Here is a 290-nt window from a genome sequence, read left to right on the forward strand (position 1 = left end):
CACGGTCGGCTTCCGCATCCCGCACTCGGGCCCGTCGGCGCGCCGCATCGAGAACCGCATCCCGGGCGTCGACTGCAACCCGTACCTCGCGCTCGCCGCGACGCTCGCGGCCGGCTATCTCGGCATGACGCAGCGCCTGGAACCGACCGAGCCGCTCGTCAGCGACGGCTACGAACTGCCGTACCAGCTGCCGCGCAACCTCGAGGAAGGGCTGACGCTGATGGCCGCGTGCGAGCCGCTCGGCGAGATCCTCGGCCACAAGTTCCTGAAGGCGTATTTCGCGCTGAAGG

1 pseudogene is annotated in these 290 nt (G+C 70.0%); it reads left to right on the plus strand.

The annotated features are described in order from the left end of the window. Positions 1-290 (plus strand): annotated as a pseudogene (locus tag VK92_RS38880) (glutamine synthetase); the annotation flags it as partial.

It is taken from the genome of Burkholderia sp. LK4, assembly GCF_001043615.1.
Taxonomy (GTDB): domain Bacteria; phylum Pseudomonadota; class Gammaproteobacteria; order Burkholderiales; family Burkholderiaceae; genus Burkholderia; species Burkholderia cepacia.